The sequence below is a fragment of the Paracoccus suum genome (assembly GCF_003324675.1).
Classification (GTDB): Bacteria; Pseudomonadota; Alphaproteobacteria; order Rhodobacterales; family Rhodobacteraceae; genus Paracoccus; species Paracoccus suum.
Window position 1 is genome coordinate 1222294 of the sequence record NZ_CP030918.1, and the last position, 26296, is coordinate 1248589.

Annotated in this window: 23 protein-coding genes and 1 pseudogene; 16 read left to right on the forward strand and 8 right to left on the reverse strand. The window is 67.7% G+C overall.

Features of this window, described 5'->3' with window-relative positions; all coding sequences use genetic code 11:
• Positions 1 to 8: 8 nt before the first annotated feature.
• Genes DRW48_RS05890 through DRW48_RS05905 form a run of 4 tightly spaced genes read right to left on the reverse strand, consistent with a single transcriptional unit; the run spans position 9 to position 4446 of the window.
• Positions 9 to 1406 carry an MATE family efflux transporter gene (locus DRW48_RS05890; RefSeq protein ID WP_114075597.1) on the reverse strand — a complete coding sequence of 466 codons (1398 nt, stop codon included), beginning with the start codon at positions 1404 to 1406 and terminating at the stop codon, positions 9 to 11.
• A gap of 9 nt (positions 1407 to 1415) precedes the next feature.
• Positions 1416 to 2591 (reverse strand): N-acetylglucosamine-6-phosphate deacetylase, encoded by a 1176-nt coding sequence (nagA, locus tag DRW48_RS05895; RefSeq protein ID WP_114075598.1) that lies wholly within the window; start codon positions 2589 to 2591, stop codon positions 1416 to 1418.
• Positions 2588 to 3607 (reverse strand): SIS domain-containing protein, encoded by a 1020-nt coding sequence (locus tag DRW48_RS05900; protein WP_199286166.1) that lies wholly within the window; start codon positions 3605 to 3607, stop codon positions 2588 to 2590. The genes nagA and DRW48_RS05900 overlap by 4 nt, the downstream gene beginning before the upstream one ends.
• Positions 3604 to 4446: a glucosamine kinase nucleotide-binding domain-containing protein gene (locus DRW48_RS05905; protein WP_114075599.1), complete on the reverse strand. Its 843-nt coding sequence runs from the start codon at positions 4444 to 4446 to the stop codon at positions 3604 to 3606. Before DRW48_RS05905 ends, DRW48_RS05900 begins: the two co-directional genes overlap by 4 nt.
• A gap of 88 nt (positions 4447 to 4534) precedes the next feature.
• On the opposite strand from DRW48_RS05905, the pseudogene DRW48_RS05910 reads away from it, so the two are divergent.
• The 7 genes and pseudogenes from DRW48_RS05910 to DRW48_RS05940 all read left to right on the forward strand — a co-directional run.
• A pseudogene (locus DRW48_RS05910) lies at positions 4535 to 5785 on the forward strand (ABC transporter substrate-binding protein); the annotation flags it as partial.
• Between the two features lie 559 nt (positions 5786 to 6344).
• Positions 6345 to 7241, forward strand: a complete 897-nt coding sequence (locus DRW48_RS05915) for a carbohydrate ABC transporter permease (protein ID WP_114075600.1) — start codon at positions 6345 to 6347, stop codon at positions 7239 to 7241.
• Positions 7241 to 8065, forward strand: a complete 825-nt coding sequence (locus tag DRW48_RS05920) for a carbohydrate ABC transporter permease (protein ID WP_114075601.1) — start codon at positions 7241 to 7243, stop codon at positions 8063 to 8065. The genes DRW48_RS05915 and DRW48_RS05920 overlap by 1 nt, the downstream gene beginning before the upstream one ends.
• Before the next feature lie 7 nt (positions 8066 to 8072).
• The gene (locus DRW48_RS05925; RefSeq protein WP_114075602.1) at positions 8073 to 9074 is read left to right on the forward strand and encodes an ABC transporter ATP-binding protein; all 1002 of its coding nucleotides are present in this window, start codon (positions 8073 to 8075) and stop codon (positions 9072 to 9074) included.
• Between the two features lie 227 nt (positions 9075 to 9301).
• Positions 9302 to 10489 carry an MFS transporter gene (locus tag DRW48_RS05930; RefSeq protein WP_241963391.1) on the forward strand — a complete coding sequence of 396 codons (1188 nt, stop codon included), beginning with the start codon at positions 9302 to 9304 and terminating at the stop codon, positions 10487 to 10489.
• Positions 10476 to 11513, forward strand: coding sequence for a glycosyltransferase family 4 protein (locus DRW48_RS05935; protein ID WP_114075604.1), 1038 nt, complete (start codon positions 10476 to 10478; stop codon positions 11511 to 11513). Before DRW48_RS05930 ends, DRW48_RS05935 begins: the two co-directional genes overlap by 14 nt.
• Positions 11510 to 12124 carry a glycosyltransferase family 29 protein gene (locus DRW48_RS05940; RefSeq protein WP_241963392.1) on the forward strand — a complete coding sequence of 205 codons (615 nt, stop codon included), beginning with the start codon at positions 11510 to 11512 and terminating at the stop codon, positions 12122 to 12124. The genes DRW48_RS05935 and DRW48_RS05940 overlap by 4 nt, the downstream gene beginning before the upstream one ends.
• Here DRW48_RS05940 and DRW48_RS05945 read toward each other — a convergent pair.
• Complete coding sequence (locus DRW48_RS05945; RefSeq protein ID WP_114075605.1) at positions 12111 to 13097, reverse strand: DUF808 domain-containing protein; 987 nt, start codon at positions 13095 to 13097, stop codon at positions 12111 to 12113. The two genes, DRW48_RS05940 and DRW48_RS05945, sit on opposite strands and share 14 nt — an antisense overlap.
• A gap of 262 nt (positions 13098 to 13359) precedes the next feature.
• Here DRW48_RS05945 and cobS point away from each other — a divergent pair, with 262 nt between their 5' ends.
• Positions 13360 to 14331: a cobaltochelatase subunit CobS gene (gene cobS / locus DRW48_RS05950; protein WP_422385752.1), complete on the forward strand. Its 972-nt coding sequence runs from the start codon at positions 13360 to 13362 to the stop codon at positions 14329 to 14331.
• A 48-nt stretch (positions 14332 to 14379) separates the two neighbouring features.
• On the opposite strand, the gene DRW48_RS05955 is transcribed toward cobS, so the two are convergent.
• Positions 14380 to 14964 (reverse strand): NADPH-dependent FMN reductase, encoded by a 585-nt coding sequence (locus tag DRW48_RS05955; RefSeq protein ID WP_114075607.1) that lies wholly within the window; start codon positions 14962 to 14964, stop codon positions 14380 to 14382.
• A 74-nt stretch (positions 14965 to 15038) separates the two neighbouring features.
• Between DRW48_RS05955 and DRW48_RS05960 the strand changes: the two genes are divergently transcribed.
• On the forward strand, positions 15039 to 15452 hold the full coding sequence (locus tag DRW48_RS05960) for a winged helix-turn-helix transcriptional regulator (protein ID WP_114075608.1): 414 nt from the start codon (positions 15039 to 15041) through the stop codon (positions 15450 to 15452).
• Entirely contained in the window at positions 15449 to 17311 is a 1863-nt protein-coding gene (gene cobT / locus DRW48_RS05965) for a cobaltochelatase subunit CobT (protein WP_114075609.1), read from the forward strand. Before DRW48_RS05960 ends, cobT begins: the two co-directional genes overlap by 4 nt.
• 39 nt (positions 17312 to 17350) lie before the next feature.
• Here the strand turns inward: cobT and DRW48_RS05970 are convergent, their stop codons facing one another.
• Complete coding sequence (locus tag DRW48_RS05970) at positions 17351 to 17563, reverse strand: hypervirulence associated TUDOR domain-containing protein (RefSeq protein ID WP_114075610.1); 213 nt, start codon at positions 17561 to 17563, stop codon at positions 17351 to 17353.
• Between the two features lie 165 nt (positions 17564 to 17728).
• Here DRW48_RS05970 and uraH point away from each other — a divergent pair, with 165 nt between their 5' ends.
• Both uraH and DRW48_RS05980 read left to right on the forward strand, forming a co-directional pair.
• A complete protein-coding gene (gene uraH, locus DRW48_RS05975) occupies positions 17729 to 18082 on the forward strand; it encodes a hydroxyisourate hydrolase (RefSeq protein WP_114075611.1) in 354 nt (117 codons plus the stop codon).
• The gene (locus DRW48_RS05980) at positions 18079 to 19320 is read left to right on the forward strand and encodes a urate hydroxylase PuuD (RefSeq protein WP_114075612.1); all 1242 of its coding nucleotides are present in this window, start codon (positions 18079 to 18081) and stop codon (positions 19318 to 19320) included. Before uraH ends, DRW48_RS05980 begins: the two co-directional genes overlap by 4 nt.
• A 19-nt stretch (positions 19321 to 19339) precedes the next feature.
• Here DRW48_RS05980 and DRW48_RS05985 read toward each other — a convergent pair whose 3' ends face one another.
• Positions 19340 to 20233, reverse strand: coding sequence for a LysR family transcriptional regulator (locus DRW48_RS05985; protein ID WP_114075613.1), 894 nt, complete (start codon positions 20231 to 20233; stop codon positions 19340 to 19342).
• A gap of 114 nt (positions 20234 to 20347) precedes the next feature.
• Here DRW48_RS05985 and xdhA point away from each other — a divergent pair, with 114 nt between their 5' ends.
• Genes xdhA through guaD form a run of 4 tightly spaced genes read left to right on the forward strand, consistent with a single transcriptional unit; the run spans position 20348 to position 26136 of the window.
• Entirely contained in the window at positions 20348 to 21799 is a 1452-nt protein-coding gene (xdhA, locus tag DRW48_RS05990; RefSeq protein WP_114075614.1) for a xanthine dehydrogenase small subunit, read from the forward strand.
• Position 21800: 1 nt separating this feature from the next.
• On the forward strand, positions 21801 to 24116 hold the full coding sequence (gene xdhB / locus DRW48_RS05995; protein ID WP_114075615.1) for a xanthine dehydrogenase molybdopterin binding subunit: 2316 nt from the start codon (positions 21801 to 21803) through the stop codon (positions 24114 to 24116).
• On the forward strand, positions 24113 to 24856 hold the full coding sequence (gene xdhC / locus DRW48_RS06000) for a xanthine dehydrogenase accessory protein XdhC (RefSeq protein WP_114075616.1): 744 nt from the start codon (positions 24113 to 24115) through the stop codon (positions 24854 to 24856). The genes xdhB and xdhC overlap by 4 nt, the downstream gene beginning before the upstream one ends.
• Positions 24844 to 26136: a guanine deaminase gene (gene guaD / locus DRW48_RS06005; protein ID WP_114075617.1), complete on the forward strand. Its 1293-nt coding sequence runs from the start codon at positions 24844 to 24846 to the stop codon at positions 26134 to 26136. The genes xdhC and guaD overlap by 13 nt, the downstream gene beginning before the upstream one ends.
• The last annotated feature ends 160 nt before the right edge of the window (positions 26137 to 26296 follow it).

Sequence of the window (26296 nt, forward strand, 5' to 3'; positions counted from 1 at the left end):
GGTGGCGGTCAGGCGGGCAGGGCGTGGGATGGGACGGGGGCGGCGGCGCGGGTCCAGGAACCGCGCGCCTCGCCGGCCCAGAAGCGGCGCAGCAGCAGCACCGCCGCGACGGCGAGGCCGAGCAGCAGGCCGAACCAGATGCCTTGCGGGCCATAGCCGAGGATAAAACCCGCAACATAGCCGGTCGGCAGGCCGACCAGCCAATAGGCGACGACGGCGATCAGCATGGGCGCGCGCGTGTCCTGGATGCCGCGCAGCAGCCCCAGCGCAATCGCCTGCAGCCCGTCGGCCAGCTGGAACAGCGCCGCCCAGAACAGCAGCTTGGTCACGAGGCCGAGGATGGTGGGTGTCTGCGGGTGGCTGGGGTCGAGAAACAGCCCGCCCAGGGTCTCGGGCAGGAAGACGAAGGACGAGGCGGTGCAGGCCGCCACGCAGGTCGAGAGCGCGATGACCGTCCAGCCGATCTCGCGGATCGAGGCGCCGTCGCCTTGGCCGGCGGCGTGGCCGACCCGGATCGTCGCGGCATTGCCGAGGCCGAGGTGGATCATGAAGGCCAGCGCCGACAACTGCAGCGCGATGCCATGGGCGGCCAGCACTTGCGGGCCCAGCCAACCCATCATCAGGTTGGCGCCGGTGAACATGCCGACCTCGGCCACCAGCGTCAGGCCGACTGGCAGGCCGACGCGGAAGACGTGGCGGAAATGCCCCCAGTCGGGCCGCCAGAAATTTTTGGCCAGTTGATAGACGCGCGCCTTGGGCAGCCAAAGCGCATAAAACCACAGCACGGTGATCTGCAGCACGTTTACGATCACCGAGGCGAGGGCCGAGCCGGCGACGCCGAGCTCGGGCGCGCCCCAGTTACCGAACACCAGCGCCCAGTTCAGCGCGACGTTCAGCGGCAGTCCGGCCAGCGTCACCCACAGCACCACGTTCGCCCTGCCCAGGGTCGCGAGGTAGCTGTTCATCGCCATGCCCCACAGCATGGGCGCCATGGCCAGAAAGAACACGCGCAGGAATTGCTGGGCGAGGCTGGCGATCTGCGGGTCCTGGCCCAGCGCCAGCAGGATCGGCCCGGAGAACCACATCAGCGGGAACATCGCAATTGCGTGCAGGCCCGACAGCCACAGAGTCATGCGCATGCTGCGCCGGACCTCGACCTCGTCATGGCGGGCATGCGCGGCGGCCAGCACACCCATCAGCCCGATGGCGTAGCCCGAGCCCGAGATGAACAGGATGAACTGGTACGAGGTCGCCAGCACCAGCGCGGCAAGCGGCTCTACCCCGTAACGACCGACGATCACGGTATCGCTGACACCAATCATCAATCGCGCCAGCTGGCTGCCGATAAGGGGCAGCCCCAGCGAGATCAGGGCGAACAGATGCGGGCGATAACGAAGCGGAATCATCGACTAGCCCTAGCCGTCGCGATGGCGGTTTTCCAGCCCCGTGCTGGCTGCCATTTCGGGCCCCGGCAGCGGCGCCAGCAGGTTGCCGTCCTGCCACACCGCGCGCAGCGCCAGATCATCGCCGAGGTGGACCAGATGGGCGCGCGCGCCCGCGTTCAGGCGGCCCAGATCGGGGCGGCGCAGGATGTCGGCGGGCACGCGGCTGGCCATGGCCAGCGCTTCCTCCAGGGGCGTGCCAGTCAGCTCGACCAGCCGGGCAACCGCCTGCGGCAGGCTGAGATCGGCCCCGGCCAGCGTGCCGTCCTGCAGCGTCAGGCGGCCGCCCTCGCGAAGGATACGCCGGCCGCCGAGGGTGAACTCACGCGCCTGCGTGCCCGCGACTGCCATGGCGTCCGAGACGAGGAACAGCCGTCCCTGCCGCTTGGCCGCCAGCGCGACGCGCAGCGCGATCGGATCGACATGGTGGCCATCGGCGATCAGGCCGCAATCCGCCGCCCCGCCCAACGCCGCGCCGACGAGGCCCGGGCTGCGGTGACCGAGTTGGCTCATGGCGTTGAAAAGATGCGTGACCATGCTGGCCCCGGCGGCCAGCGCGGCCTCGGCCTCTGGTGCGGTGCAGTCGCTGTGGCCGAGGCTGACGATCACGCCGGCGCCTGCCAAGGCTGCGATCTGCGCCGGGCTCGCCGCGGTCGGCGACAGGGTCACGATCAGCGCCGGCAGGCGCGCCGCCGCATCGAGGAGGCGGGCCAGATCGGCATCATTCATCGGCCGGATCAGCGCCGGGTCATGCGCCCCCTTGCGCCGCGGATCCAGGTGCGGCCCTTCCAGATGCAGGCCCAGAAAGCCCGGCACGCCTGCCTCGGCTGCGGCAATCCCCGCGGAGAGGACGGCGGCGGTCGCCTCGGGGCGGTCGGTGATCAGCGTGGGCAGGATGCCGGTGGCGCCTAGCCGGGCATGGGCCGCGCAGATCGTTGCGATCTCGGCCGGGCCAGAGCGGCCGTCCAGCATCAGCCCGCCGCCCCCGTTGACCTGCAAATCGACAAATCCGGGCGCGAGGATCCCGCCGCCGAGGTCCTGCCCGGTGCCGTCGTCGGGTCGCAGGGCCACGCGGTCACCCTCGACATGCACGGCCATGCCGTCCACCAGCCGCGTTCCATCAAAGATGCGGGCGCCGCGCAGGATCATCGGGTCTCGGTTACCTTTTTCAGGTGGCGCGGCCGGTCAGGATCGTGCCCGCGGGCGCGGGACAGCGCCTCGGCCATGCCATAGAACGTGGCGACGGCAAGCAGCGGGTCGAGCCACGGATGCAGGGGCGCCGTCAGGGGCAGCGTCGTGGTGCCGGGCGGGGCCGTGTCGGTGACGAACACCTGCGCGCCTTGCGCCGCCAGCCGCGCCGCGGTCGCCGCCACGCCCTCGCGCGCCGCATCGCCGACGCTTAGGGCCAAGACGGGAAAGCCTGCCTCTGCGATGGCGGCGGGGCCGTGCAGCACCTCGGCCGCGCTGAAGGCCTCGGCATGGATGGCGCAGGTTTCCTTCAGCTTCAGCGCCATTTCGGACGCGAGCGGAAAGCCGGGTCCGCGGCCGAGGATATAGGCCGAGGATGCATCCTCCAGTGCCGCCGCCAAGGGTTGCCAGTCGAGGGTGATGGCATCCTCGAGCGCCTGCGGCAGTCGCTCCAGCGCGGAGAGCAGGGCGCGATCCTCGCGCCAGTGAGCGACAAGCGCGGCGCCCGCGATGCACGAGTTAACAAAGGTCTTGGTCGCCGCGACGGCGCGCTCGTCGCCGGCGGCGAGGGGCAAGGTCAGATCGGCCTGCTGGCCCAGCACCGCCGCGGGATGATTGGTCAGCGCCAGCGTCAGCGCGCCGCCGGCGCCGGCCGCCGCTTGCGCGGCGACGATGTCAGGGCTTTGGCCCGATTGCGAGATCGACACCGCGACCGCGCCGCCAACCCGCAGCGGCCGCCCGTAGACCGAGGCGACGGACGGCCCGAGCGAGGCGACCGGCACACTGGCCGCAAGCTCGACCAGGTATTTGAGATAGGCGGCGGCGTGGTCGGACGAGCCGCGGGCGATGGTCAGCACTACCCGGGGATCGCGCTCGCGCAGGCGCGCGCCGGCGTCACGCAGGGCCGGGCCCGCAAGCGTCAGGAACCGGGCCGCGGCCTCCGGGATCTGCGCGATTTCCTCTGCCATCAGGCTCATGCGGCGGCTCCTTCAGCCAATTGCAGCGCCAGTCGCAGCGCCCCGTCCAACGCGCTGCCCTGCGCCTCGATCTGCGGCCAGCGTCCGGCCAGCCGCGCGGCATATAGCGGCCCGAGGCCGCCGATGAACACCACGGGCAGTTCGGCACCCTGCTGCAGCCGGATGATGGCCTGCGCCACTTCAGCCGCGCCGTCCCGCAGCACGGCCCGCGCGGCCGGGTCCTCGGGATCGGCCGCGATGCGCGGAACAAGGGCGGCGAAATCCGCGCCGGTCGCGGTGCGGGCAAAGGCGACCACGCCGGCCGGGCCGCCCAGATCGGCAATGACAGCGGACGCGAGCGGACTGGCCTCGGCCATACCGTCGCCGGCGCGCAGCGCATGGGCCAGGAACCGCTTTCCCAGCCAGGCGCCGGACGCCTCGTCACCTAGCACCGCGCCCCAGCCGCCGATGCTGACCACCGCCCCCGCCAGTTGCCGCGAAAAGACCGAGCCGGTGCCGATTGCCGCGACGATCCCGTCGGCCGGCCCCAGCGCCCCTGCGACCGAGGTCAGGGCGTCATGGACCACCCGCGTGCGCCCGAACGGCAGCATCGGCGCCAGCCAGTCGCGCGCGCCTGAAATGTTGGCCCCGGCCAGTCCCAGGCAGGCCGCGACCTGCGCCGCGGGCCGTCCGTCCAGCGCCGCATCAGCAGCCGCCATGATGTTGGCACGGGCGCCGTCACGGTCGGACATGATGTTCGCCGGGCCGCCGCTGCCGCGCCCGATCACGCGCCCGGCGCGGTCGGCCAGCACTGCGCGACATCCCGTGCCGCCCCCGTCGAGGCCCAGAACCCAGTCCATCACCGTCCTTGACGCGGCGAGGCGCCGCGCGTCACCATGGCGTCGAGATGAAGGGCGGGCAAGACCCGTCACCGGGGAGGGGAACTTCATGATTTACCGCACGCTTATCGCGGGGCTGCTGACGGCGACCGCCATGGTCTCGCCCGCGCTTGCGCAGGATGCGAACCTGACGATCGAGAGCTGGCGCAACGACGATCTGGCCATCTGGCAAGAGAAGATCATTCCTGCGTTCGAGGCGGCCCATCCGGGCATCAAGGTCAATTTCACGCCCTCGGCCCCGGCCGAATACAACGCCGTGCTGAACAGCAAGCTGGATGGCGGCAGCGCAGGCGATCTGATCACCTGCCGGCCGTTCGATGCCTCGCTCGGCCTCTTTCAAAAGGGCAAGCTCGCCGACCTGACCGACCTGCCCGGCATGGCCAACTTCTCCGAGGTGGCAAAGGCCGCCTGGACCACCGACGACGGCAAGCAGACCTTCTGCGTGCCGATGGCCAGCGTGATCCACGGCTTTCTCTACAACAAGACCGCGTTCAAGGACCTCGGGATAGAGGTGCCCAAGACCGAGGCCGAGTTCTTTGCCGCGCTCGACAAGATCAAGTCCGACGGCACCTATATTCCGCTGGACATGGGCACGCCCGACCAGTGGGAAGCCGCCACCATGGGCTATCAGAACATCGGCCCCAACTATTGGCACGGCGAGGAGGGCCGCAAGGCGCTGATCGCCGGCACCGCCAAGCTGACCGATCCGCAATTCGTCGCCCCGCTGGAGCAACTGGCCAAGTGGAAGCCGTATCTCGGCGACGGCTTCGAGGCGCAGAGCTATCCCGACAGCCAGAACCTGTTCACCCTCGGCCGGGCGGCGATCTATCCCACCGGCAGCTGGGAAATCGCGCCCTTCACGCCCCAGATCGCCGGCGCTTTCGAGATGGGGGCCTTCCCGCCGCCGGTCCCGAAGGAAGGCGACAAGTGCTACATCAGCGATCACACCGACATCGGCATCGGCATGAACGCGGCGACCAAGAACCCGGAAGCCGCGCGCACCTTCCTCGACTGGGTCGCCTCGCCCGAATTCGCGACCCTCTATGCCAATGCGCTGCCCGGTTTCTTCCCGCTGACCTCGGCCGAGGTAAAGCTGGACGATCCACTGGCGCAGGAGTTCGCCGGCTGGCGCAAGAATTGCGAGAGCACGATCCGCTCGACCTACCAGATCCTGTCGCGCGGCGAGCCGAACCTGGAGAACGAGGCCTGGGTCGTGTCGGCGGCAGTGGTCAACGGCACCATGACGCCGGCGGATGGCGCCAAGCGGCTGCAGGATGGCCTCGACAGCTGGTACAAGCCCGGCGTCGCCGTGCCGGTGCCGGAGGAAAAGCCGGCCGAGCCGGCGAAAGCGGACGACACAAAGGCCGAGTCTGCGACGGATGCGGCGCCTGCTTCTGACGCTGCACCGACTGCTGAGGCTGCCCCTGCTGCTAAGGCTGCCCCGGCGGCCGACGCCGCCGCACCGGCCACGCCCGCGCCCGCCACGCCTGCGCCGGACGCTGCCGCGCCTTCGGCGGATATCCCGGCTGCGGATGCACCCGCAGCCCCGGCAAGCGGTTCCGCTGCCCCGGCAGAGCCAGCAGCCCCTGCGGCGGACGCGGCGACCCCTGCAGCCCCGGCTGCTGACCCCGCAGCAGCCCCGGCGGCTCCCGCAGATCCGGCAGCACCCGCTGACGCGGCGCCTGCAGCTCCGGCCGGGACCTGAGGCCTGTGCGGGTCTGTCTGACCATCGGCCGGCCCGCGGCCTTGTTCACCTTGTGCCCCGGCCCGTTTTCGGACTGGGGCACATGGCATTCGCATGACGTGGGGGGGATTGGTCGCTTGGTCGCCCCGGCCCCTAACTGCGATCTCGCCTCCTGATGCGATTCCGCCCCCATATCCTTGTGTTCCTCGCCCCTGCGGTGCTGGTCTATAGCGCGCTGATGGTGGTGCCGCTATTTGCCACCCTCGGTCTCTCGCTCGAGGACAGGACCGGCGGCTTTGCCGGGCTTGCCAATTTCCGCACCCTGTTCGGGGATCCGCGCTGGGCGGCCTCGTTCTGGAACGCGCTCGGCAACAACCTGTGGTTCTTTGTCGTCCACATGCTGGTCCAGAACCCGATCGGCATCGCCCTTGCGGCGCTGCTGTCGCAACCGGGCTTGCGGGGGGCGGCGGTCTATCGCACCGCGATCTTCATCCCCACGATCCTCAGCTTCGTGATCGTCGGCTTTGTCTGGAAGCTGATCCTGTCGCCGATCTGGGGTGTCGCGCCGTCGATGCTGGATGCGATCGGCCTGAAATCCCTGTTCCAGCCTTGGCTGGGGCGCGAGGGGACCGCGCTGACCACCCTCGCGCTGGTGTCGGTGTGGCAGTTCGTCGGCATCCCGATGATGCTGATCTACGCCGCTTTGCTCTCGATCCCCGACGAGGTGCTGGAAGCGGCCGAGGTCGATGGTCTGACACCCTGGGCGATGTTCTGGAAGATCCGCCTGCCGCTGATCTGGCCCGCCATCGGGATCATTTCGGTGCTGACCTTTGTCGGCAACTTCAACGCGTTCGATCTGATCTATGTCTCGCAAGGGGCGTTGGCCGGGCCCAATTTCGCGACCGACATCCTCGGCACGTTCCTCTTTCGCACCTTCTTTGGCTTTCAACTGCAGCAAGGTGATCCGACGATGGGCGCGACCATTGCCGCGGTGATGTTCGGCATCATCCTTGCCGGGGTTTGCGTCTATCTGTTCGCCATCCAGACCCGTCTGCGGCGGTATCAGTTCTGATGTCGCGCCGGCCCCGCCTCCTGACGCATCTGGCGCTGATCCTGTGGACGCTGATTGCGCTGTTCCCGGTCTGGCTGGTGATCATCAACAGCATGAAATCGCGGCGCGCGATCTTTGCCGAGCCGCTCGCCCTGCCGGGCCCGAAAAGCTTTGACCTGGTCGGCTATCAGACGGTGCTGAAACAGGGCGACTTCCTGCTTTACGTCCAGAACAGCCTGATCGTGACGGTGGTCTCGCTAGCGCTGGTGCTGCTGTTCGGGGCGATGGCCGCCTTTGCCCTCGCCGAGTACCGCTTTCGCGGCAACCGGCTGATGGGCCTCTACCTGGCGCTGGGGATCATGATCCCGATCCGGCTGGGGACGGTGGCGATCCTGCAGGGGATGGTCGCAACCGGACTGGTCAACACCCGCATCGCGCTGATCCTTGTCTATACCGCACAGGGGATTCCGCTCTGCGTGTTCATCCTGTCCGAGTTCATGCGCGGTCTGTCGGACGATCTGAAGAATGCGGCGCGCATCGACGGACTGTCGGAATACGCGATCTTCTTTCGCATCATCCTGCCGCTGGTGCGCCCGGCCATGGCTACGGTCGCCGTGTTCACCATGATTCCGATCTGGAACGACCTGTGGTTCCCGCTGATCCTGGCCCCGGCCGAGGCGGTCAAGACCATCACGCTTGGCACGCAGGTTTTCCTTGGCCAATTCGTGACCAACTGGAACGCGGTGCTGGCTGCGCTGACGCTCGCCATCGGGCCGGTGCTGGTCCTTTACCTGATCTTTTCGCGCCAGCTGATCCGCGGCATTACCGCGGGCGCGGTCAAATGAGGTGCCCATGACCCCTGCGCTGCAGTTGCGCGACGTCCGCAAGACCTTCGGCAAGGTCGAGGTAATTCCCGGCGCATCGCTGTCGGTGATGCCGGGCGAGTTCGTGGTCTTCGTCGGCCCCTCGGGCTGTGGCAAGTCGACCCTGTTGCGAATGATCGCGGGGCTGGAGGCGCCTGACAGCGGCGACATCATGATCGGCGGGGCACGCGTGAACGGCGTCAGCCCGGCACGGCGCGGCATCGCCATGGTGTTCCAGAGCTATGCCCTCTACCCGCACCTCACGGTTGCGGGGAACATGGGCCTCGCGCTGAAGCAGGCCGGCATGCCGCGGGCGGAACGCGAGGCCGCCATCGCCGAGGCGGCGCGGATGCTGGCGCTGGAGCCGCTGCTGGACCGCCGCCCAGCGCAGCTGTCGGGCGGTCAGCGCCAGCGCGTCGCGATCGGCCGGGCGATCGTGCGCCGGCCCAAGCTGTTCCTGTTCGACGAGCCGCTGTCGAACCTCGATGCCGCGCTGCGCGGCCAGACCCGCATCGAGCTTGCGCGCCTGCACCGCGAGCTTGGCGCGACAATGATCTATGTGACGCACGACCAGGTCGAGGCAATGACCCTGGCCGACCGGATCGTCGTGCTGGACCGCGGCCATATCGCCCAGATCGGCACCCCGATGGAGCTTTATGACCGCCCCGCGAACCGCTTCGTCGCCAGCTTCATCGGCGCCCCGGCGATGAACTTTCTGCCCGCCGCCGCCATTCCGGGCGCACCGCCGGGGGCCGAGACGCTCGGCCTGCGCCCCGACCATCTGGCCCCCGACCCGGCCGAAGGAATCCCGACCGAGGTCACGCATGTCGAGCATCTTGGCCCCGAGACGCTGGTCCATGCCACCGGTGCCGGCGGGTTGCTGACCGCGCGGCTGACCGGCGCGCCGGAGATCGCGCCCGGCACCGCCCTGCGGCTGGCGCCGAACCGTGCGCATCTGCATTGGTTCGATGCAGCGGGGGACCGGCTCTGATCTGACGGTCCGAGGGCCTCTCCATCTAAACGCCGCGAGGTTGGCCCAGAGGGATACAGGCCCAGCCATACAAGATGCTCAGGACTGCGTGCTGGGCGGCGCACCCCGGCCCTATCGCTTGGCCATTGCGCACAGCATCCCTCACGACCCGCCCGGGCTTGCCTTCGGACGCGTGGTGGCTCAACCCTGCGCCACCATCCTCGATCATGCGATCCCCAATGCGCCCCATGACCATCGGCCTTGCCGCGCTCGTCGCGGGCTATGGCCTCAGCCAGTTCTATCGCGCCTTCATCGCGGTCCTCGCGCCCGCTCTGGGGGCCGAGATCGGCGCGACCCCGGGGGATCTGGCGATCGCCTCGGGCCTGTGGTTCCTCGCCTTCGCAGCGGTGCAACTGCCCATCGGCTGGGCGTTCGAGGCGGTAGGGCCGCGACGCACGACGGCGGCCCTGCTGGGCGTTTGCGGGGCAGGGGGCGCGGCAGTCTTCGCCATGGCCACCCGGCCCCTGCACCTCGATATCGCCATGGCCCTCCTTGGCGCGGGCTGCGCGCCGGTGCTGATGGCCGCCTATTACCTCTTGGCGCGGTGCTGGCCGGCCTCTGCCTTTGGCACCATGGCGGGGGTGACGGTTGCGGTCGGCAGCCTTGGCGACATCCTTGGCGCCGCGCCGCTGGTGCGGCTGATCGAGGCCTTCGGCTGGCGCGCGACCCTCTGGGCCTTTGCGGCCATCACGCTGGCTATCGCGGCGCTGATCGCGGCCCTCGTGCGCGATCCGCCGCCGCCCGAGGGGCCGCAGCGGACCGGCAAGTTGATCGACATGCTGCGCCTGCGCGGGCTGTGGCTGATCATGCCCATGGTCTTTGCCAGCTATGCCGTTTCGGCCGCGATCCGCGGACTGTGGGCCTCGCCCTACCTCGCGACTGTGCACGATGCCGATGCGCGCATGATCGGCAGGGGCGTCCTCGTCATGGGGCTGGCGGTGGTGGCAGGAAACCTGGCGGTCGGGCAGGCAGTGCGGCTGATCGGCGGTCCGCGCCGAGCCTCTATCGTCAGCACCTGCTGCACCGCGACGGCGCTGATGGTGCTGTGGCTCAGCCCCGATGCCGGCCTGCCGGTGGCCTATGCCGCACTGGCGGTGATCGGCATGTCGGGCGCGAACTATGCCCTGCTGATGACCCACGCGAGGGCTTACCTTCCGCCGCATCTGGTCGGGCGGGGTATGACGTTCCTCAACATGGTCTCGCTGTCCGGGGTCGGCCTGCTCCAATTCGCCTCGCGGCCTGTCTACGATTCGGTGCTGGCGGCACGTGGGCCGGTGCCAGCCATTGCCTCGGTCTTCCTGTTCTTCCTGATCCCGCTGCTGATCGGGTTGGGCTTCTACCTCTTTTCGCGCGAGGCCGCGGATGCGCCCGCCTGAGATCGAGGTCATCGCCCCGAACCTCAAGCGTCGCCTCAGCGGCGTGACCGCGACCGTGGTGCGGCTGATCCCGGTGCAGTCACGCATGATCGGCATCGTCGCCACTGGACCGGGCCTGCCACCGGACCTGCCGCACATCCCCCTGGCCCGCGCGCTGAGCCTATCGCGCAGCCGGTGGCGCGTCTGGCACGCCCGCCGCAATACCGAGATGGTCCTCGGGCTGATCGCACGCCGCATCCTGCGGCGGCGGTTTCGGTTGCTCTTCACCAGCGCCGCGCAGCGCCGGCACACCGGCCTGACCCGGTGGCTGATCCGCCAGCAGGACGCGCTGATCGCGACCTCGCCGCAGGCCGCGTCATACCTCGAGCGTCCTGCCGAGGTGATCCTGCACGGTGTCGATCTGGAAGTCTTCCATCCCGCTACCGATCGCGCGGGCGACCGGCGCGCGTTGGGCCTCGATTCCGATACGGTTCTGATCGGCTGCTTTGGCCGCATCCGCGCGCAAAAGGGTGTCGATCTGCTGGTCGATGCGGCGCTGCGCCTGCTGCCCTCGCGGCCCGAGGTGCAGGTACTGTTCACCGGCCGCATCACCCCCGACCAGCAGGCTTTCGCGGACGAGTTGAAAGCGCGCATCGCCGCCGCCGGGCTGACCCGGCGCATCCGTTTCCTGGGCGAGTTGCCCTGGCCCGATGTGGTCGCCCTTTACCGCTGCCTCGATCTCTTCGCCGCCCCCGCCCGGTGGGAGGGGTTCGGCCTTACCCCGCTGGAGGCGATGGCCTCGGGCGTGCCGGTGGTCGCGGCCCGGGTCGGCGCCTATGAGACGCTGATCCGCGACGGCGTCACAGGCTCGCTGGTCCCGGCAGATGATGCGACCGCCTTGACGGCGGCGCTGCAACGCTGGCTCGACGATCCTGGCGCCCGCGCGGAAGCCGGGCGCGCTGCGCGCGGTCATGTGGCAGCCAACCACGGAATCGAGGCCGAGGCGCGGGCCATCACCGCCGTTTATCGCCGGCTGCTTGCGTGAATCGCCTGAGCTTCAAACTCGCGGCCTGGACCAGCGAGGATGTGACGCTGATGCACCTGTCCGTGCCACAGCAGGCGCTGCTCGACGAGCTGAACGGCAAGCACGTCGCCCTGATCGGCAACGCACGCGCCCTGGCCGAGGGGCAACAGGGGGCGGAGATCGACGCGCATGACCTGGTGATCCGCATCAACCGCGCGCCGATGCCGGCCGCCGCCAGCCACGGCACGCGCACCGACTGGCTGGCGCTCGGAATCGGACTGCCGCCAGAGGACCGTGCCCGGCTGGCCCCGCGCCGCACCTTATACATGGCGGCAAAGCGCAAGCGCCTCGACTGGGCCACGGCGACCTCGCCCGGCTTCTACCTGCATCCGCGATACCAGATCGAAGGGCTGGCGCGCGCGCTTCGTGCCAAGCCGACCACTGGGGCGATGCTGATCGAGCTATGCCTCAGGGCGGAACTGAAAACGCTTGACCTTTACGGCTTCGATTTTTTCGCTTCACGCTCCCTGTCGGGACGGCGATCGGCGGAGGACGTTCCACACGATTTTGGTGCCGAGGCCGCATGGGTCGCGGCCCGCGCGGAGGCCGATCCGCGCCTCAGCCTTCGCTAGCGCGTTTCTGGCGGCCAAACAGGCCAGTGATCGCCGTCATCAGCGGGTTGATGACCTTGGTCGCTACCGGGATCAGCACCAGGCCCAGCGCCAGCCCGAAGATGCCGTCAAAGAACGCGGTGACGGCCCATGTGACCAGGCCCGCGAGGCGAGAGATCAGATTTGCGGCGGTCTCGGCGCGATGGTGGATCGCATCATAGGGGGCGGTAAGGCCCAGTTCAGCCAAGCCGTGCAGGACGATGTTGCCGCCGACCCAGATCATGGCGGCGGTCCCGATGATTGTCAGCACACGCATGAAGCCCGGCATCGTCTTTACGATCCCCCGCCCGATGGTTGCGCGAATGCCGCCGCGCCTGACCAAGTGCATGCCGAAATCATCGGCCTTCACGATCAGCGCGACAAAGCCGTAGACCGCAAAGGTGATTGCGACGCCCACCACCAGCAGGATGACCGCCTTCATCCACCAGGGATCCTCGGCCGGGATGGTCGACAGGGCGATGGTCATGATCTCGGCCGACAGGATGAAGTCGGTCTTGATCGCGCCCTTGACCTTGCTCTCCTCCAGCCGGGCCGGATCGCCGCTTTTCTCGGCGTCTTCCTCAGGATGCGCGTCCTCGTGCGGGTACATCGCGTGCCAGACCTTTTCCGCCCCCTCGAAACAAAGATAGGCACCACCGATCATCAGAAGCGGAGAGATCAGCCACGGCGCGAATTGCGACAGCAGCAGTGCCACCGGCAAGAGAATGATGATCTTGTTGAAGATCGAGCCCTTGGCGATCCGCCAGACGATCGGCACCTCGCGGCTGGCGTCAAAGCCATCGACGTATTTCGGCGTCACCGCGGCATCATCGATCACCGCGCCTGCGGCCTTGGCCCCAGCCTTGGCGGCCTGTCCCGCGACATCGTCAATCGATGCGGCGGCGACCTTCGCAATGCCTGCCACGTCGTCCAGAAGCGCGATCAGTCCGCTCATCCACCCATCCCTTGCCGTCCGGCCCCTCAACCGCGTGGGCCATATCGCGTTCCCGGCGCGGGGCACAGCCCAAAGCCGGCGCGTAATTCTGCCGACGCTCCCCGGCTGCGCCACATCGCCCCGGATGACGCAACCATCCCGCGGTTACCGCATTTCCCACGGAGCGCGCTGCGGCGAGAACGCCGAGGGCCGATCCCCGGCAACCCTTGCACCTTCATTCTTATTGTACGATCAATCAGCGGCCCTTTGACATGGATGTATGATGCTGGACGCTACCGCAAAACCGACCGAGGACGTCGACCTGCGCGAGGTGTTCGGCCTCGACAGCGACATGAAGGTCAAGTCCTTCGCCGAGCGGACCGACCGCGTCCCGGAGATCGACCCCACCTACAAGTTCGACCCCGACACCACCATGGCGATCCTCGCTGGCTTTGCCTACAACCGCCGGGTGATGATTCAGGGCTATCACGGCACCGGGAAATCGACCCATATCGAACAGGTCGCGGCGCGCCTGAACTGGCCCTGCGTCCGTGTGAACCTCGATTCCCATATCAGCCGGATCGACCTGATCGGCAAGGACGCGATCAAGCTGCGTGACGGCAAGCAGGTAACGGAGTTTCACGAGGGCATCCTGCCTTGGGCGCTGCGCAACCCGGTCGCCATCGTGTTCGACGAATACGACGCCGGCCGCGCCGACGTGATGTTCGTCATCCAGCGGGTGCTGGAACATGACGGCAAGCTGACCCTGCTCGACCAGAACGAGATCATCACGCCCAATCCCTCATTCCGCCTCTTTGCGACCGCGAACACCGTGGGGCTCGGCGATACGACCGGCCTCTATCACGGCACTCAGCAGATCAACCAGGCACAGATGGACCGCTGGTCGCTCGTGGCGACGCTGAACTATCTGTCCCACGACGCCGAGACGGCGATCGTACTGGCCAAGGTGCCGCACTACAATACGGACAAGGGCCGCAAGCAGATTGCGCAGATGGTAACTCTGGCCGACCTGACGCGGACCGCGTTCATGCAGGGCGACCTGTCCACCGTCATGTCGCCCCGAACCGTCATCAGCTGGGCCCAGAACGCCCGCATCTTTGACAACATCGGCTATGCCTTCCGGCTGACTTTCCTGAACAAGTGCGACGAGCTGGAGCGCCAGACAGTGGCCGAGTTCTACCAGCGCCTGTTCGACGAGGAACTGCCCGAGAGCGCCGCCGCCCAAGCGAAGTAAGGAACGAGGGGCCCGTCAGCCGGGCCCCTTCACGATGCGCTGGCGCTATTATGCCTCGCGCGCAGCCTTCGTCGCCTTGGTCCACCAGGTCAGGTCGGTCAGCAACCCGCCTAGCGCGTTCTCCAAGTTGCCCTCTATCTCACTGATCGGAGCGTTGCCGGCGCCGGGCCAGACCTTGAAGAAGTCGGCGCCCCCGATGTGGACCGCGCCGCGGACCGGGACCATCTGCAGCTCGACGCCGATGGCGCGCAGATGTTCCAGCGCGCGGGCGCCCCCCATGCTGCCATACGCGAGCGCGGCCATCGGCTTGTGAACCCACTCGTTATAGGCCTGGTCCAGCGCGTTTTTCAGCGCCGCGGTGATCGAGTGGTTGTATTCCGAGACGATGAACACGAACCCGTCGTAGCTGGCGATCTTTTCCTGCCAGGCGACGGCCTTGGGATCGCTGGACGGCACCCAGGCGTTCGAGGCAGGCTCGTCAAAGAACGGCAGGTCGGCATCGCGCAGGTCCACGACCTCGAAATCGAGGTCCGCGTTTCCGGCGACCTTTGACATGAACCATTCGGTCGGCTTGTCTGCGAAACGTGTCTTGCGAGTCGAGCCGATGATTACGGCAATGCGAGGCTTGGACATTTAAGTCTCCATCAGTATCTAGGTTTCTGGCGGTAACTTACTGGCCGGCCGGACCGACGCAAGAAGGCACCTTGATGATACCGTGTGACACCCAGGATACGGTCCACTGCGAGCGCCTGAGCCGCATGCTCTCGCGCATCGGCGACAAGTGGACGCTGCTGATCGTGCGGGCGCTGGGCGCGCAGCCGCTGCGCTTCAACGCGCTGAAACGCGAGCTGGGTAGCATTTCGCAAAAGATGCTGACGGTGACGTTGCGCAATCTGGAGCGTGACGGGCTGGTCACGCGAAAGGTGACGCCGACCACCCCGCCGCAGGTCGAATATGCGCTGAGCGCGATGGGGCGCGATCTGCACCAGCCGATTGCGGCTCTGGCAGAATGGGCCTGGGCGCATGCCGATGCGATCGATCGGGCCCGCGCGGACTATGACGCGCAGGACGCCCGCGGCCCCTCGACAGAGGGCGCGGCGCGCGCGACAAAGACGGCATGAAACCCAGCGACAACCCCGCCGATCCGTTCAAGAAGGCCCTGGCCGAGGCGACCCGCGCCATGGCCGACGAGCGCGAGTTGAACGTCACCTATACCGCCGATCCGTCCGGGATCGCGGGCGACACCATGCGCCTGCCGCAAATCAGCCGGCGGCTGACGCGGGACGAAATCCTGCTCGCGCGCGGCACGGCCGACAGCCTCGCGATGCGCCTGCGGCATCATGACCCGGCAACGCACATGCGCTATGCCCCGGCCGGGCCGATGGCGCGCGATCTTTACGAAGCAATGGAAACCGCCCGCAGCGAGGCCGTAGGCGCGCGCGAGATGCCGGGCGCACTGTCCAATATCGACGTCAAGCTGGGCGCCGAAGCCGAGCGCAAGGGCTATGGCCGCCTGACCTCCACCTCCGAGGCGCCGCTGGCGGTCGCCGCCGGCTATCTGGTCCGCCAGATGGCCACCGGCCGCGCCCTGCCGCCGGCCGCGCAGAACCTGGCCGATCTGTGGCGCCCGCTGGTCGAGGCCGAGGCGGGCGGCACGCTGACCGGGCTGCAGGACGCGCTGGGCGATCAGGCCGCGTTCGCGCGGCTTGCCCGGCAGGTGATTGCCGACCTGGGCTACGGAGATCAGCTGGGCGACGATCCTGATGCGCCCGAGGAAGACGACGCCGAGGACGAGGCGACCGAGGAGGAAGAGGCCGGCGACGCCCAGTCCCGCGACCAGGACGAGAGCGAGGAGGCCGAGGCCAACCCCGAGCGCAGCCAGGAATCAGAGCAGGACGAGCAGCAAGCCAGCGTCAGCATGGACGAAAACGCCGACGATGAGATGTCGGACGACACGGAAATGCCGGACTCCGAGCCGCCGCCGGACCTGCCGCCGCCGGTCAGCGATGCGAGCGCCGATTATCGCGTCTTTACCCCGGCCTTCGACGAAGAGGTCAAGGCCGAGGACCTGGCCGAACCGGCCGAGCTGGAGCGCCTGCGCGCCTATCTCGACAAGCAGCTGGAGCCCTTGCGCGGCGCCGTCGCGCGTCTTGCCAACAAGCTGCAGCGCCGCCTGCAGGCGCAGCAGAGCCGCAGCTGGGAGTTCGACAAGGAGGAGGGCGTGCTGGACGCCGGCCGCCTCGCGCGTGTCGTCGCCAACCCGACAACGCCGCTATCCTTCAAGGTCGAGAAAGAGACCGAGTTTCGCGACACTGTCGTCACCCTGCTGATCGACAATTCCGGCAGCATGCGCGGCCGGCCGATCAGCATCGCGGCGATCTGCGCCGATGTGCTGGCCCGCACGCTGGAACGCTGCCAGGTCAAGGTCGAAATCCTCGGCTTTACGACTCGCGCCTGGAAGGGGGGGCAGTCGCGCGAAGCGTGGCTGGCGGCCCATCGGCCAGAGCATCCGGGCCGCCTGAACGATCTGCGCCACATCGTCTACAAGCCGGCCGACGCGCCCTGGCGGCGGGTGCGCCCCAACCTGGGGCTGATGATGAAAGAGGGGCTGCTGAAGGAAAACATCGACGGCGAGGCGCTGGAATGGGCGCATCGCCGGATGGTGCGCCGTCCCGAAGCCCGCAAGATCCTGATGGTCATCTCGGACGGCGCCCCGGTCGACGATTCGACCCTCAGCGTGAATCCGGCGAATTTTCTGGAAAAGCACCTGCGCGACGTCATTGCCATGGTCGAAAAGCGCAAGCAGGTCGAGCTGCTGGCCATCGGCATCGGCCATGACGTGACCCGCTATTACCAACGGGCCGTGACCATTACGGATGTCGAGCAGCTGGCCGGCGCGATGACCGAGCAGCTCGCCGCGCTGTTCGATGCTGACCCGAAAAAGCGCGCACGCGCCATGGGACGGGGCAGGGCGGCCTGACGGCCGCCTTCCCTAGGGAAGGCTGGGCCGTTTGACCCCTCAGCTGCGCAGGCGCGTCAGCGCGCTGCCCTTGTGAACCGCGACAGTGCCGGTCTTGTCGCTGGTCAGTTCATACTGCGGTTCCTCCGCCGAGCAGTGTCGCGTTCGGCCGCGGAACTCGAAATCCGCGGTGTGGATATTGATCACCCGTCCCCGGATCCGCCCGGCTTCCGAGTTCCAGCTGACGTGATCCCCGACCTCATAGCGCGCCATCTCAACCTGCGGTTCGTCTGATCCAACGACCGGAGGGGCGCGCCGTTCCGCGCCTGCCTCACGCGCGATCTTTCAGCGGCGCAATAAAGTGCATGACCGCAAAACCCCCTCCGCAGGGGGCGGCGTTGCGGTATGGAGAGGGGGGTGCGCGCGCGGAGGGGCGAGATGACCGGTTGGCTGACAACTCATGTTCTGGACACCGCCCGTGGCAGCCCCGCCGCCGGGATGGAGATCACTCTGTTCCGTCTGGACGGCGATCGCCGCTCCGAAATCGCGCGGATGCGCACCAATGCCGATGGCCGGACGGATGGCCCGATCCTGCCGCAGGACGCCTTTGCGCCCGGCGTCTACGAGCTGGTGTTCGCCGTCGGCGCGTGGCTCGATTCGCTGGATATTCCTGCGCCCTCGCCCCGGTTCCTCGATGAGGTGCCGATCCGCTTTGGCATGGCCGAGGCTAGCCATTATCATGTGCCGTTGTTGGTCTCGCCCTACGGCTATTCGACCTACAGGGGTAGCTGATGGATCCGATCATCCTGATGGACTGGGCCGGTTTTGCGATCCGCTGGCTTCATGTCGTCACCGCCATCGCCTGGATCGGCTCGAGCTTTTATTTCATAGCGCTCGACCTCGGGCTGCAAAGGGCCCCGGGCCTGCCGGCCGCCGCGCATGGCGAGGAATGGCAGGTCCATGGCGGCGGTTTTTACCACATTACCAAATACATGGTCGCGCCCGAGCGCCTGCCCGAACACCTGACATGGTTCAAATGGGAAAGCTACGCCACCTGGCTTTCAGGGGTCGCCATGCTGGCGATCCTCTACTGGGCGCAGTCCGAGTTGTTCCTGATCGATCCTGAAAAGCTGGCGCTGCTGCCGTGGCAGGCGATCGCCATCTCGGCCCTGTCGCTGACGATTGGCTGGCTGGTCTATGACGCCCTGTGCAAAAGCCCGCTGGGCGAGCAGCCGACGGTCCTGATGGTACTGCTTTTCCTGCTGCTGGTGGTCATGGCCTGGGGCTACAACCAGGTGTTCACCGGCCGCGCAGCGCTGCTGCATCTGGGGGCGTTCACGGCGACGATCATGACCGCCAACGTGTTCCTGATCATCATACCCAACCAGCAGATCGTGGTGGCCGATCTCAAGGCGGGGCGCGCGCCGGATCCGAAATACGGCAAGATCGCCAAGCTGCGGAGCACACACAACAACTACCTGACGCTGCCGGTCGTCTTTCTGATGCTGTCCAACCACTACCCCTTGGCCTTCGCCAGCCGCTACAACTGGCTGATCGCCGCGCTGGTGTTTCTGATGGGCGTGACGATCCGCCATTTCTTCAACACCAAGCATGCGCGCAAATCCTGGCCGTGGTGGACCTGGGGGGTGACGGCAATCTTGTTTGCTGCCTGCGTCTGGCTGTCGGCTCTCGGCACCCAGCGCCTGCCGGACGACGAAACCGCCCTGACGGCGACCCAGGCGCGCTTTGCCGCCGCGCCCGGCTTTGACGCGGTGCGCGATGCGGTCATGGGCCGCTGCACCATGTGCCACGCGGCCGAGCCGTCGTGGGAGGGGATCGTCACCGCGCCGCGCCATCTGGCGCTTGACAGCGACGCCGCCATCGCCCGCGCCGCCCGCGACATCTACGTCCAGGCGGGCCTGACCGATGCCATGCCGCCGGCCAATGTCAGCTACATGGAGCCCGAGGAGCGGGCGGCGATCCGCGAATGGTTCCGGGCGGCGAACGGGGCGCAGGTGGCGTCGAACTGACGCCGTTTGTCCCGGCGGATCAGAAGCGGGCCTTCAACTCGCGCGCGGCAAAATCGGTGAACAGCCGTACCTTGGGGTCCTGCAACTGGCGATGCGGGGTCAGCACGCCGAACTGGGCAGCCAAGGGCGGGGTTTCCGGCAGCACCTCGACCAGCCGGCCGGCCTGAATATGCTCCTCGACCTCGTAGCGCGGCCGGTTGGCGATGCCCGCCCCCTCCAGCGCCCAGCCGATCAGCACATCGCCGTCGTCGGCATCGAACCTGCCCGCGACCATCATCTTGCGCCGGCCCTCGGGCGTCTGCAGCACCCAGTAATATTCGGGCGAGCGCGGGAAACGCAAAAGCAGGCAGTTATGCGCCTTCAGATCGTCCGGCACTTGAGGTGTGCCGCGCGCCGCTAGGTATTCGGGCGCCGCCACCAGAACCCGTGGGCAGTCAGTGATCTTGCGCCAGATCAGGGCGGAATCCTCGGGCTGGCCGAGGAAAAAGGCCACGTCGATGCCGTCCTCGACGATGTTGACGCTGCGGTCGGACAGGCGCAGCCGGACCTCGACCTCGGGGTTCTCGGCCACAAAGCGCGGCACTAGGGGTGCGACTAGCCGCCGGCCAAGGCCCAGCGGCGCCACCACGCGGATGACCCCCTGCGGCGTGCCGGAATAGCTGGCGATCACCGCCTCCGCCTCCTCCAGCGCGGCTATCACCTTGCGCGCGTTGTCATAGAGGACCTGCCCGATCTCGGTCGTGGTCAGCTTGCGCGTGGTACGGTTCAGCAACCGCACGCCAAAGCGCGACTCGAGATCCTTGATGCGGTTCGACGCGCCCGCGGGTGACAGCCGCAGATCACGCCCCCCGGCGGTGATCGATCCCAGTTCGACCACCCGCACGAACACCCGGAGGCTGTCGAGATAGGACATCGGCACCGGCTTTCTTGAAATCGTGTAAACTGTTCCCCCTTCCACGGCGTTTATGCAACAGTCAAGGTAAGGCAATGCTGGGCCGGCCCACAGCGGGGTCAGGGGGACCATGGCATGACCGACGCGATCCGCTTTTTGCTGAATGACAGCGAGGTCAGGCTGACCAGCGCGGGGGCCGGCGACACGCTGCTGGATTTCATTCGCCTCGGCCGCGATCTGACCGGCACCAAGGAGGGTTGCGCCGAGGGGGATTGCGGTGCCTGCACCGTCCTGGTCGGCCGCCTGCACGAGGGCGCGCTGGTCTACGAGCCGATCAACGCCTGCATCCGCTTTCTGGCCGCCTGCCACGGCTGCCATGTGGTTACGGTCGAGCATCTGCGCGGCAAGGACGGCGCGCTGCATCCGGTCCAGCAGGCGATGGTCGCGCACCATGCCAGCCAGTGCGGCTTTTGCACGCCAGGCTTTGTCATGGCGCTTTACGGGCTGTGGATGACCAACCCAGACCCCACGGTGGTCGAGATCGAGACCGCACTTCAGGGCAACCTGTGCCGCTGCACCGGATACGAGCCCATCGTCCGCGCCGCCCTCGCCGCTGCAAGGGCGGGCGGTCAGGCAATAGACGCGCTGGCGGACGAGCGCGCGGCGGTCACCGCCAAGCTGCAGGCGCTGGTGGGGGTGCGGGCCGATGTCTCACGCGGCGAGGATCGCGCCATCGTCCCGGCCGACGTCGATGAATTCGCCGCAGCCCTGCGGGACAATCCCGCCGCCACCATCGTCGCAGGAGCGACCGATGTGGGGCTGTGGGTCACCAAGCAGCTGCGGCCCATCTCTCCGGGTATCTTCATCGGCCATTTGCTCAAGGATATCGCCGTGACGGGCGACGCGATCACCATCGGCGCCGGCGTCACCTATTCCGAATTCGCCCCGGTGATGGAGGAGTATCTGCCGGATGGCCTCGACTATCTGCTGCGCGTCGGGGGCTGGCAGGTACGCAATGCCGGTACCATCGGCGGCAATATCGCCAACGGCTCGCCCATTGGCGAGACGCCGCCCTTCCTGATCGCGCTCGGCGCGCGCATCACCTTGCGGCGCGGCGACGAGCGGCGGCAGATCGCGCTGGAAGATTACTTCATCGAGTACGGCAAGCAGGACCGGGCGCCGGGCGAGTTCCTTGAAACCATTGCCATCCCGCGCCCGAATGGCGCGCGGATCGCGGCCTACAAGGTGTCCAAGCGGGCCAATGCCGACATTTCGGCCGTCGCCGCCGGTTTCTTCATCCGCACGGAAGGTGGCGTCATCCGCGAGGCGCGCGTCGCCTTTGGCGGGATGGCCGGCACGCCGCGCCGGGCCGCGCATGCCGAGGCGGCCCTGACCGGGCAGCCCTTTGCCGCTGAAACCTTCGAGGCGGCCGCCAATGCCGTCGCCAGCGATTTCACCCCGCTGAGCGATTGGCGCGCGAGTGCCGCCTATCGCCAGTCTGTCGCCGCGAACTTCTTCCGCCGCTTCTGGCTGGAAAATTCGGACCAGACCATGCCCGTGCGCCTGAACCGCGCCGTGGGAGAGTGAGATGAAGCAGGACGCCATCACCGCGGGGCAGGCGCTGCCCCAGAACGCCTCGGTCGTGCACGAATCCGCCCATCTGCACGTCACCGGGCGGGCCGATTATACCGACGATCTGCCGACCCCGGCCGGCACGCTGCATACCGCGCTGGGCCTGTCGCAGGTCGCGCACGGGCGCATCGCGGCGATGAACCTTGATGCGGTGCGCGCAGCGCCCGGGGTCATCGACGTTCTGACCGCAACCGACATTCCGGGTCAGAACGACGTCAGCCCGGTTGGCAAGCATGATGACCCGATCCTCGCCGACGGCGAGGTGCAGTTCCACGGCCAGCCGATCTTTGCCGTCATCGCCGAAAGCCGCGACCAGGCCCGCCGCGCCGCCGCGCTCGCCAAGGTCGAATACGAGGCGCTGCCTCATGCGCTCGACCCCATCGCCGCGCGCGACGCGGGCGTTGGCTATGTAACCGAACCCCTGACGCTGCGCCGGGGCGATCCGGCCCCGGCCCTCGCCGCCGCGCCGCGCCGGGTTGCCGGCCGTTTTACCGTCGGCGGGCAGGACCACTTTTACCTCGAGGGCCAGATCGCGCTGGCCCTGCCGGGCGAGGATGACGAGGTCACGATCCTCGTCTCGACCCAGCACCCGTCCGAGGTCCAGCACATGGTCGCACATGCGCTGGGCGTTCCAGCCAATGCGGTTGTCGTCAATGTCCGCCGCATGGGCGGAGGCTTTGGCGGCAAGGAAACGCAGATGAACCTGTTCGCCTGCGTCGCCGCCGTCGCCGCGAAGAAGTGGCGCCGCCCCGTCAAGCTGCGCCCGGACCGCGACGAGGACATGATCGCGACCGGCAAGCGGCACGACTTCGTGGTCGATTACGAGGCGGGTTTCGACGATCAGGGCCGCATCCTCGCGGTCAGCGGCGACTGGTATGCGCGCTGCGGCTTTTCCGCCGACCTCAGCGGCCCGGTCACCGACCGCGCGCTGTTTCACGCCGACAACGCCTATTATTACCCCGATGTCGAATTGCGCTCGCACCCGCAAAAGACCAACACCGTCTCCAACACCGCTTTTCGCGGGTTCGGCGGTCCGCAAGGCGTGATCGTGGCCGAGCGCATCATCGAGGAAATCGCCTATGCGACCGGGCAGGACACCCTCGCCGTGCGCCGCGCCAACCTCTACCGCGATGGCCAGTTGACCCCTTATCACCAGGCGGTCGAGGACCAGATCCTGCCCCGCATCTTCGACGAGCTGGAGGCGAGTTGCGACTATGCCGCGCGGCGAAAGGCGGTGCTGGACTGGAACGCCAAGGGCGGTGTCATCCGCCGGGGCATTGCACTGACCCCGGTCAAGTTCGGCATCAGCTTTACCGCGACGCATTACAACCAGGCCGGCGCGCTGGTGCATATCTACACGGACGGCTCGATCCTGCTCAATCACGGCGGGACCGAGATGGGGCAGGGTCTACACACCAAGGTCGCGCAGGTCGTCGCCGATGCCTTTCAGGTCGATCTGGCGACGATCAAGGTGACCCGGACCGCGACCGACAAGGTTGCCAATACCTCGGCCACCGCGGCATCGTCCGGAACCGACCTGAACGGCATGGCCGCGCTGGACGCCTGCAACCAGATCAAGGCGCGGCTGATCGCGTTTCTCTGCGAGGCAAAGGACGTGACGCCCGAGGAGATCACCTTCGCATCAGGCCATATCATCGTGCGCGGCGAGGCGATCCCCTTTGCCAAGGTGATCGAGATTGCTTACCTCGCCCGCGTCCAGTTGTGGTCCGACGGGTTCTACGCCACCCCCAAGATCCATTGGAATCGCGCGACCGGGCAGGGGCGCCCGTTCTACTATTTCGCCTACGGGGCCGCCTGTTCCGAGGTGTCGGTCGACACGCTGACCGGGGAATACACCATCGAGCGGGCCGACATCCTGCATGACGTCGGCCATTCGCTGAACCCGGCGATCGACAAGGGCCAGGTCGAGGGCGCGTTTGTGCAGGGTACCGGCTGGCTGACGTCTGAAGAACTGTGGTGGGACAAGGAGGGGCGGCTGCGCACGCACGCGCCCTCGACCTACAAGATCCCGCTCGCCTCGGACCGGCCCAAAGTTTTCAACACGCGCCTCGCCGATTGGTCGGTCAATGCCGAGCGGACGATCAAGCGCAGCAAGGCCGTGGGCGAGCCGCCGTTCATGCTGGCGATCTCGGTGTTCGAGGCCATCGGCCAGGCGGTCGCCTCGGTCGCGGATTACCGCGAGTGCCCGCGGCTGGACGCCCCGGCGACGCCCGAGCGGGTGCTGACGGCGATCGAGCGGCTGCGCGGATGATCCGCGTCCGCGTCACCAGCGCCCGAGGCTCGACCCCGCGCGAGGCCGGGGCCGAAATGCTGGTCGGGGCGGATTCGGTCAGCGGGACCATCGGCGGCGGCCAGTTGGAATATCTCGCCATCGACCGCGCCCGGCAGATGCTGGCGCGCGGCGAGGAGAGCGACACGCTGGATGTTCCGCTTGGACCGGAAATTGGGCAATGCTGCGGCGGCCGGGTGCTGCTGACGCTCGACCGCAGCCCGGCCGCCCCGCCCCTCGCCGCGCCGCCGGTCCTGATCTTTGGCGCCGGGCATGTGGGGCGGGCCCTCGCCGCGGCCCTGCTGCCGCTGCCGGTGGCACCGCGCCTGATTGATGAGCGGACGGCGGAACTGGCTTTTGCGCCGGCGGACGTACCGATCACCCTGACCCCGCTGCCCGAGGCCGAACTGCGCGCCGCCCCGCCCGGCACCGCCTTTGTCATCCTGACCCATGACCACGCCCTCGACTTTCTGCTGGCGGCGGAGGCTTTGGCGCGCGGCGACGCCGCCTATGTCGGCATGATCGGCAGCCGCACCAAGCGTGCTACCTTTGCCCGCTTCGCCGCCGCCCGGGGGATCGGGGCGGATGCGCTGACCTGTCCCATCGGCGGGGGCGGGCCACCCGACAAACGACCCGAGGTCATCGCCGCCTTTACCGCGACCGAGATCCTCGCGCGCTTGCATGCCCATGCCTCAATTCGAAAGTCGACATGCAACAGCTGATCCGCGGCCGCGTCCTGAGCTTTCACGCCGACCCGGCGGATACCGCCGACAACCACCACTACTGGCCCGACGGTGCGATCCTGATCGAGGGCGGGCGGATCACAGCCGTCGGCGATTATGCCGACCTGCGCGCGGCGCACCCGGGCCTCGATGCGGCGCTGCAGATCGACCACCGGCCGCACCTGATCCTGCCCGGCTTCATCGACCCGCACATTCATTTCCCCCAAGTCCAGGTGATCGCCAGCTGGGGCGCGCAACTTCTGGAATGGCTGAACACCTATACTTTCCCGGAGGAAGCGCGCTTTGCCGATCCCGCGCATGCGGCGCGCATGGCGGATGCCTTCCTCGACCAGTTGACCGCCCATGGCACCACGACCGCCTGCGCCTTTGCCTCGGTGCATCCGCAATCGGTGGAGGCGTTGTTTACCGCGGCCGAGGCGCGGAACATGGCCATCATCGCAGGCAAGGTAATGATGGACCGCAACGCCCCGGAGAGCGTGCTGGACACCGCGCAGCAGGGATATGACGACAGCGCCGCCCTCATCGCACGCTGGCACGGCAAGGGGCGGGCGCGCTATGCCATCACGCCGCGCTTTGCGATTACTTCGACGCCGGAGCAGCTGGCCGCAACACAGGCGCTGGTCGCGGCCCATCCCGACTGCCATGTCCAGACGCACATGTCGGAGAACCTCGAAGAGATCGCGCTGACGCTGAGCCTCTACCCACTCGCGCGGGACTATCTGGACATCTACGAGAGCTACGGCCTTCTCGGCCCGAACCTCCTCCTCGGGCACTGTATCCACCTGGAGCCACGCGAGATCGCGCGCATGGCCGAATCTGGCAGCCGCGCCATCTTTTGCCCAACCTCGAACCTGTTCATCGGCTCGGGCCTCTATGATGCGCGGGCGGTGCGCGAGGCGGGGATCGTCGCCGGCGTCGCGACCGATGTCGGCGGGGGCAGCAGCTATTCGATGCTGACGACGCTGAACGAAGGCTACAAGGTCATGCAGCTGAAGGGGCAGAACCTGCATCCCTTCGCGGCATTTCACTGGATGACCCGCGGCAATGCGCTCGCCCTGCGGATGGAGGATCGCATCGGGACGCTGGAGCCCGGCACCGATGCTGATCTGGTCGTGCTGGATTCGCGCGCGACCCCGGCGATGGCCCTGCGGATGGAGCGCGCGACCACGTTGGCAGAAGAGCTGTTCGTGCTGCAGATCATGGGCGACGATCGAGCTGTCGCGCAGACCTATGTAGCCGGGAAGGCGATGAAGGCTTAGGGTCTCGCACTGGGGTGCCGCTTGGCGTGCGACCATCGGGCGATGAGTTGATCACAGCCAGCCTGTGTCATCCGGCGAAGCATTAGCCGCGCGAAGGGGACCGGCCGCGCCAAGGTGAGCGGGGCATATGCCTCTAACTGCAAATCCCTGTCGGCGGACT

What these genes read in the sequence shown, in the direction of transcription:
- DRW48_RS05890 (WP_114075597.1), bottom strand. Translation starts at nt 1,406, where the DNA reads ATGATTCCGCTTCGTTATCGCCCGCATCTGTTCGCCCTGATCTCGCTG.
- nagA (WP_114075598.1), bottom strand. Translation starts at nt 2,591, where the DNA reads ATGATCCTGCGCGGCGCCCGCATCTTTGATGGAACGCGGCTGGTGGAC.
- DRW48_RS05900 (WP_199286166.1), bottom strand. Translation starts at nt 3,607, where the DNA reads ATGAGCCTGATGGCAGAGGAAATCGCGCAGATCCCGGAGGCCGCGGCC.
- DRW48_RS05905 (WP_114075599.1), bottom strand. Translation starts at nt 4,446, where the DNA reads ATGGACTGGGTTCTGGGCCTCGACGGGGGCGGCACGGGATGTCGCGCA.
- DRW48_RS05915 (WP_114075600.1), top strand. Translation starts at nt 6,345, where the DNA reads ATGCGATTCCGCCCCCATATCCTTGTGTTCCTCGCCCCTGCGGTGCTG.
- DRW48_RS05920 (WP_114075601.1), top strand. Translation starts at nt 7,241, where the DNA reads ATGTCGCGCCGGCCCCGCCTCCTGACGCATCTGGCGCTGATCCTGTGG.
- DRW48_RS05925 (WP_114075602.1), top strand. Translation starts at nt 8,073, where the DNA reads ATGACCCCTGCGCTGCAGTTGCGCGACGTCCGCAAGACCTTCGGCAAG.
- DRW48_RS05930 (WP_241963391.1), top strand. Translation starts at nt 9,302, where the DNA reads ATGACCATCGGCCTTGCCGCGCTCGTCGCGGGCTATGGCCTCAGCCAG.
- DRW48_RS05935 (WP_114075604.1), top strand. Translation starts at nt 10,476, where the DNA reads ATGCGCCCGCCTGAGATCGAGGTCATCGCCCCGAACCTCAAGCGTCGC.
- DRW48_RS05945 (WP_114075605.1), bottom strand. Translation starts at nt 13,097, where the DNA reads ATGAGCGGACTGATCGCGCTTCTGGACGACGTGGCAGGCATTGCGAAG.
- cobS (WP_422385752.1), top strand. Translation starts at nt 13,360, where the DNA reads ATGCTGGACGCTACCGCAAAACCGACCGAGGACGTCGACCTGCGCGAG.
- DRW48_RS05955 (WP_114075607.1), bottom strand. Translation starts at nt 14,964, where the DNA reads ATGTCCAAGCCTCGCATTGCCGTAATCATCGGCTCGACTCGCAAGACA.
- DRW48_RS05960 (WP_114075608.1), top strand. Translation starts at nt 15,039, where the DNA reads ATGATACCGTGTGACACCCAGGATACGGTCCACTGCGAGCGCCTGAGC.
- cobT (WP_114075609.1), top strand. Translation starts at nt 15,449, where the DNA reads ATGAAACCCAGCGACAACCCCGCCGATCCGTTCAAGAAGGCCCTGGCC.
- DRW48_RS05970 (WP_114075610.1), bottom strand. Translation starts at nt 17,563, where the DNA reads ATGGCGCGCTATGAGGTCGGGGATCACGTCAGCTGGAACTCGGAAGCC.
- uraH (WP_114075611.1), top strand. Translation starts at nt 17,729, where the DNA reads ATGACCGGTTGGCTGACAACTCATGTTCTGGACACCGCCCGTGGCAGC.
- DRW48_RS05985 (WP_114075613.1), bottom strand. Translation starts at nt 20,233, where the DNA reads ATGTCCTATCTCGACAGCCTCCGGGTGTTCGTGCGGGTGGTCGAACTG.
- xdhA (WP_114075614.1), top strand. Translation starts at nt 20,348, where the DNA reads ATGACCGACGCGATCCGCTTTTTGCTGAATGACAGCGAGGTCAGGCTG.
- xdhB (WP_114075615.1), top strand. Translation starts at nt 21,801, where the DNA reads ATGAAGCAGGACGCCATCACCGCGGGGCAGGCGCTGCCCCAGAACGCC.
- xdhC (WP_114075616.1), top strand. Translation starts at nt 24,113, where the DNA reads ATGATCCGCGTCCGCGTCACCAGCGCCCGAGGCTCGACCCCGCGCGAG.
- guaD (WP_114075617.1), top strand. Translation starts at nt 24,844, where the DNA reads ATGCAACAGCTGATCCGCGGCCGCGTCCTGAGCTTTCACGCCGACCCG.